The organism is Thioclava nitratireducens (assembly GCF_001940525.2).
Classification (GTDB): Bacteria; Pseudomonadota; Alphaproteobacteria; order Rhodobacterales; family Rhodobacteraceae; genus Thioclava; species Thioclava nitratireducens.
The window spans coordinates 1,507,995-1,513,273 of sequence record NZ_CP019437.1; the positions used below are offsets into that span (position 1 = coordinate 1,507,995).

General features: G+C 66.9%; 2 protein-coding genes. Both read left to right on the forward strand.

The features are described 5' to 3' along the window. Nucleotides 1-53 precede the first annotated feature (53 nt). Entirely contained in the window at nucleotides 54-1,532 is a 1,479-nt protein-coding gene (locus tag BMG03_RS07440) for a Y-family DNA polymerase (protein WP_075776046.1), read from the forward strand. Next, nucleotides 1,529-4,942, forward strand: a complete 3,414-nt coding sequence (locus BMG03_RS07445) for an error-prone DNA polymerase (RefSeq protein ID WP_077701164.1) — start codon at nucleotides 1,529-1,531, stop codon at nucleotides 4,940-4,942. The genes BMG03_RS07440 and BMG03_RS07445 overlap by 4 nt, the downstream gene beginning before the upstream one ends. The last annotated feature ends 337 nt before the right edge of the window (nucleotides 4,943-5,279 follow it).

Below are 5,279 nucleotides of genomic sequence, written 5' to 3' on the forward strand. Positions count from 1 at the left end.
GACCTAAAAAGAACAAAGCGCGAACAAATGACTCGAACTCTAGGCTCAGCGACATGCTCGACGGGCGCACACGGCGTATTCTCACTCTCTGGTTTCCCCGGCTGGCGAGCGACCGGGTTCTTCGGGCACGAGCCGTTGAGGGGCCCTTCGCGCTGGTCCTGCGCGAGGGCAATACCGACCGGCTGCACTGCTTGAACGCCGCGGCCGAGGGGCAGGGGCTGGCGCGCGGCATGGCGCTGTCCGAAGCCCGCGCCTTCTGCCCCACGCTGCAGACCGCGCCCGCCGATCCCGCCCGCGAGGCGCAATTCCTCGAGACGCTGCGCCGCTGGGCCACGCGCTATTGCCCTTGGGTGGGCTTGGACGGCGAGGACGGTCTGGTGCTCGACATCACCGGCTCGGATCACCTTTGGGGCGGTGAAGAGCCGATGATGGCCGAGATGATCGCCCGGCTGGAGCGCGCCCGGATCACCGCGCGGCTTGGCCTTGCCGACACCCGCGGCGCGGCTTGGGCGCTGGCGCATTTCGCGCCCGGTCGGGCCGCACCCGGCGCGCGGCTCTCGGCTCTGGGCAAGCTGCCGGTGGCCGCGCTGCGCCTGCCGCATGAGACGGTGACAGGGTTGCAGCGGCTGGGACTGCGCGAGATCGGCGATCTGACCCGCACGCCGCGAGCACCGCTCGTGCGCCGTTTTGGCGCGGGGCTGATGGCGCGGCTCGATCAGGCCTTGGGCGATCTGCCCGAACAGGTCTCGCCCGTGGCCGATCCGCCCCATTACGGGACCCGCCTGACCCTGCCCGAACCGATCGGCCAGCAGGCCGATGTGATGGCGGGGATCGAACGGCTGCTCGATCGGCTCTGCGCCAAACTCAAGGAAAACGAAGTTGGCGCACGGGTGCTCTGCCTTACCCTGCGCCGCGTCGATCAGGCCAGCCAGGAGGTCGAGCTGCGCTTGGCCACCCCGCTCAGCGACCCCAGCCGGATCGCGGCCCTCTTCGCGCGCGGCATCGAGGATATCGACGCGGGCTTCGGGATCGATCAGATGCGCCTCGCGGCCACGCAGGTCGAGGCGCTCCCCGCCCGCCAGATCGGCACCATCGCCACCGAGCGGCGCGACAGGCTGGGCGATCTGATCACCCGGATCGGGCTGCGCATCGGGCTGGAGAACGTCCAGCGCTACCTGCCCGCCGACAGCCATATCCCCGAGCGCAGCTTCCTGATTGCGCCTGCCGCCTTCACCGACCCCGAGGGCAACTGGCACCAGCCGCACCCTCGCCCGCTGCGGCTGTTCCCGCCGGAGCCGCTCATGTCCGACGCCCCCGATCCGCCGCGCCGCTTCCGCTGGCGCCGCCAGTCGCTCAGCGCGGAACGCATCGAGGGGCCGGAACGGCTGACCCCGGAATGGTGGTTCGACGATCCCAACTGGCGGCGCGGGATGCGCGACTATTGGCGCGTCGAGACCGGGCAGGGGCTGCGGCTCTGGATGTTCCACACGCCGCAGGATCCCGGCTGGTATGTCGAGGGGGTCTTCGCATGACCGCTCCCTTCGCCTTGGTCGAAATATCCCGGGGGGCGCCCGACGGGCGCGGGGGCAGCGCCCCCTCGGCGGTCGTGACCACCGCCAACACGCCCGCCATTCCGCTCGCCTATGCCGAGCTTTGCACCACCTCCAACTTCACCTTCCTCACCGGGGCCTCGCATCCCGAGGAGCTGATGGTGCGCGCCGCCGAACTGGGGCTGGAGGCCATCGCGATCACCGACCGCAACTCGCTCGCGGGCGTGGTTCGGGCGTTTTCGGCGCTCAAGGAACTCAAGCGCGAGATCGGTGAGGCGCTGCGTATCCGCTCGGAACTGCAGCGCGACGAAAGCTCTCGCCAGCCCATCGGCTCGCCACAGGATCTGGCCCGGCCGACAACCGCAAAACTGCCGAAGCTGATCGTCGGCGCGCGGCTGGTGCTGAGCGATTGCCCGGTCGAATGGGTGGCGCTGCCTACCGACCGCGCGGCCTATCACCGGTTGAGCCAGCTTCTTACCCGCGGCAAGCGCCGGGCGGGGAAGGGGGAGTGTCACCTGACCCGGGCGGATCTGCTGGAGGGCTGCGCGGGGATGATCCTGATCGCTTTGCCGCCCGCCGATCTGGCCCGTGCCTACCGCCCGCTACAAGAGATGCGGCGGCGCTATCCGGGGCAGGTCTTCCTTGGCGCGCCGCCGCGTTATGACGGCTCGGATCAGCGCTGGTTCGACGCTTGCGCAGCGCTCGCGCTGAGGGCCTCGACGCCGATGGTGGCGACCGGCGACGTGCTGATGCATCGTGGGTCGCGCCGGCAGCTGGCCGATGTGCTGACCTGCCTGCGCGAGGGCTGCACGATCGACGCGCTTGGTACCCGCGCGCTGCCCAATGCCGAACGGCGTCTGAAGGGGGCCGAGGACATGGCGCGGCTTTATCGCCGCCACCCCGCAGCCCTGCGTCGCAGCTGCGAGATCGCGGCGCGCTGCGGCTTCGATCTCGACGAACTCAGCTACGAATATCCCGACGAGGTCGCTCAGAACGAGCCCGCGCAGGATCGGCTCGACCGGCTCGCCCGCGAGGGGCTGGCGCGGCGCTCTCCGGGGGGCATCTCGGAGCGGCATGCAGGCCTGCTGGAGAAGGAACTCCGCCTCGTCTCCGAACTGGGCTTCGCCGCCTATTTCCTCACCGTCCATGACATCGTGAGCTTCGCCCGCAGCCGCGGTATCCTGTGTCAGGGGCGCGGCTCGGCGGCCAATTCGATCATCTGCTGGGCGCTCGGGATCACCGATGTCAGCCCCGACCAGATCGGCATGGTCTTCGAGCGGTTCATCTCGAAATATCGCGGCGAGCCGCCCGATATCGACGTCGATTTCGAGCATGAGCGCCGCGAGGAAGTCATCCAGTGGATCTACGAACGCTACGGCCGCGACCGCGCGGGGCTTTGCGCGACCGTGATCCATTTCCGCACCCGCGCCGCGATCCGCGAAGTGGGCAAGGTGATGGGGCTGAGCGCCGATGTCACGGCAAGCCTCGCGGGCCAGATCTGGGGCATTTCCGGTAAGGGGCCGGACCACGCGCGGATGGGTGAGCTGGGCCTCGACCCCACCGATCGGCGGCTGTCACAGACGCTGAAACTGATCGGCGAGATCATCGGATTTCCGCGCCATCTCAGCCAGCATGTCGGTGGCTTCGTCATCACGAAAGGCCGCCTCGACGCGCTTTGTCCGATCGAGAATGCCGCGATGGAGGGGCGTACCTGCATCGAATGGGACAAGGATGACATCGACACGCTGGGCATCCTGAAGGTCGATATTCTCAGCCTCGGGATGCTCACCTGTATCCGCAAGAGCTTCGAGCTGCTGGCGGGGCACGAGAAGCTGGATATGTCGCTCGCCACCGTCCCGCAGGAGGACGCGCCGACCTATGAGATGCTGTGCCGCGCAGATGCGGTGGGGGTGTTTCAGGTGGAGAGCCGGGCGCAGATGAACTTCCTGCCGAGGATGCGCCCGCAGACGTTCTATGACCTCGTGATCGAGGTCGCCATCGTCCGTCCCGGCCCCATTCAGGGCGGCATGGTCCACCCCTATATCAACCGCCGTCAGGGCCGCGAAAAGGTCGATTTTCCCTCGAAGGAGCTGGAAGGCGTGCTGGGCAAAACCCTCGGCGTGCCGCTGTTTCAGGAACAGGCGATGCAGATCGCGGTGGTCGCTGCGGGCTTCACGCCCGAAGAGGCCGACCGCCTGCGCCGCTCGCTCGCGACCTTCCGCAAGATGGGCACGATCGGCACCTTTCGCGACCGGTTCGTGGAGGGAATGTTGGCGCGCGGCTACACGCCCGATTTCGCCGATCGCTGCTTTTCCCAGATCGAGGGGTTCGGCGAATACGGCTTCCCCGAAAGCCACGCGGCGGCCTTCGCGCATCTCACCTATGTCTCCTCCTGGCTGAAGTGCCACCACCCCGCAATCTTCGCCTGCGCGCTGCTGAACTCGCAGCCGATGGGCTTTTATGCGCCTGCCCAGATCGTGCGCGACGCGCGCGAACACGGGATCGAGGTGCGGCCCGTTTGCGTGAACCATTCGGGCTGGGACAGCTCGCTGGAACGCCGCGCGGACGGGGCCCTGGCGCTGCGCCTGGGCTTTCGTCAGATCAAGGGATTTCGCGAGGAGGATGCGGGCTGGATCGTCGCAGCCAGGGGCAATGGCTACCCCGATCCGGAGAGCCTGTGGCTGCGCGCGGGCACGCCTCCACATGTGCTCGAACGGCTCGCCGAGGCCGATGGATTTGCCGGAATCGGCCTCACGCGGCGCGATGCGCTCTGGGCCGTGAAGGCGATCCGGGCCCCCGCGCCGCTGCCGCTTTTCGCAGATCCGATGGACGGGGAAGGGGGCCTCGAACCGGCTGTGGAACTGCCCGCGATGCATCTGGGAGAGGAGGTCGTGGAGGATTACGTGGCCCTCAGATTGAGCCTCCGCGCCCATCCGATGGAGCTGCTGCGCCCCGCCATTCCCGGCCTCACGCCGCATTGCGAATTGATCGGCACGCCGCAAAAGCGGGTCACGGTTTGCGGCCTCGTGATCACCCGCCAGCGCCCCGGAACGGCTTCCGGCGTGATCTTCATCACGCTGGAAGACGAGACTGACGTGAGCAATGTCGTGGTCTGGCCGAAGCTCTATGAACGGTTCCGCCGGGCGGTGATGGGCGGGCGTCTTCTGCGGGTCTCGGGGCGGCTCGAACGGGAGGGGGCCGTGGTCCATCTGATCGCCGAAAAGATCGAGGATCTCTCCCCGCGACTGGCCGATCTGGGGCACCCGCTCGACGACGTTCTGGGCCTCACCGCACCCCAAGCGGATGACGCCCCCAGACCCCGTCCGCAGACCACCGCACGTCATCCGCGAGAGCAGGCGAAACGACTTTTCCCGAGCCGGGATTTCCACTGAAATCCGGTCTCTATCGGCCGCCGCGCGACACATTTCCCGCTGCGGCGATTCGCCTCGCTTTGAACGCAATTGTTCCCGCTAGGTCAGGAAATGCTTGTGGATAAGCTTGAATGTTGACGCAGGGTAATCCGCGTAAGTATCTGAAATAATTTCAAAATGATCGACTTGCGCGTCCTGTGGATACTATTTCCGTTGCAATATTTCTGCGTAGGTTCAGCCTAAAAGAGAACAAAATTTCGTCAGAAGGCGGAACCGCGTTCATATCGCAACTTTGGGAGGGAGCTTGCCGAAACCGGTGAGCTTCAGGCGCGTCTTGTCTTTGTTCGGCTTGACCAGT

Bases quoted from the DNA above. Each gene is read 5' to 3' on its own strand.
- BMG03_RS07440 (WP_075776046.1), top strand. From the start codon at position 54: ATGCTCGACGGGCGCACACGGCGTATTCTCACTCTCTGGTTTCCCCGG.
- BMG03_RS07445 (WP_077701164.1), top strand. From the start codon at position 1,529: ATGACCGCTCCCTTCGCCTTGGTCGAAATATCCCGGGGGGCGCCCGAC.